Origin of the sequence: Kitasatospora sp. NPDC093558 (assembly GCF_040683475.1) — a bacterium.
GTDB lineage: Bacteria > Actinomycetota > Actinomycetes > Streptomycetales > Streptomycetaceae > Kitasatospora.
This window is the reverse complement of record NZ_JBFBDY010001408.1, coordinates 1-1,032: the sequence shown is the minus strand read 5'-3', so window position 1 is coordinate 1,032 and position 1,032 is coordinate 1. Positions and strand designations below refer to the sequence as shown.

1 rRNA gene is annotated in these 1,032 nt (G+C 55.9%); it reads right to left on the bottom strand.

The window, feature by feature from the left end:
• Positions 1-2 precede the first annotated feature (2 nt).
• Positions 3-1,032 (bottom strand): 23S ribosomal RNA (locus AB0O00_RS41380); the annotation flags it as partial.

Here is a 1,032-nt window from a genome sequence, read left to right as displayed (position 1 = left end):
CTGAGGACAAGCCCTCGGCCTATTAGTACCGGTCAACTCCACCCCTCACAGGGCTTCCATATCCGGCCTATCAACCCAGTCGTCTACTGGGAGCCTTACCCTCTCAAGGAGGTGGGAGTGCTCATCTCGAAGCAGGCTTCCCGCTTAGATGCTTTCAGCGGTTATCCCTCCCGAACGTAGCCAACCAGCCATGCCCTTGGCAGAACAACTGGCACACCAGAGGTTCGTCCGTCCCGGTCCTCTCGTACTAGGGACAGCCCTTCTCAACACTCCTACGCGCACAGCGGATAGGGACCGAACTGTCTCACGACGTTCTAAACCCAGCTCGCGTACCGCTTTAATGGGCGAACAGCCCAACCCTTGGGACCTACTCCAGCCCCAGGATGCGACGAGCCGACATCGAGGTGCCAAACCATCCCGTCGATATGGACTCTTGGGGAAGATCAGCCTGTTATCCCCGGGGTACCTTTTATCCGTTGAGCGACGGCGCTTCCACAAGCCACCGCCGGATCACTAGTCCCTACTTTCGTACCTGCTCGACCCGTCAGTCTCACAGTCAAGCTCCCTTGTGCACTTACACTCAACACCTGATTGCCAACCAGGCTGAGGGAACCTTTGGGCGCCTCCGTTACCCTTTAGGAGGCAACCGCCCCAGTTAAACTACCCACCAGACACTGTCCCTGATCCGGATCACGGACCCAGGTTAGACATCCAGCACGACCAGAGTGGTATTTCAACGGCGACTCCACAACAACTGGCGTTGCTGCTTCAAAGTCTCCCACCTATCCTACACAAGCCGAACCGAACACCAATATCAAGCTATAGTAAAGGTCCCGGGGTCTTTCCGTCCTGCTGCGCGAAACGAGCATCTTTACTCGTAATGCAATTTCACCGGGCCTATGGTTGAGACAGTCGAGAAGTCGTTACGCCATTCGTGCAGGTCGGAACTTACCCGACAAGGAATTTCGCTACCTTAGGATGGTTATAGTTACCACCGCCGTTTACTGGCGCTTAAGTTCTCAGCTTCGCCCC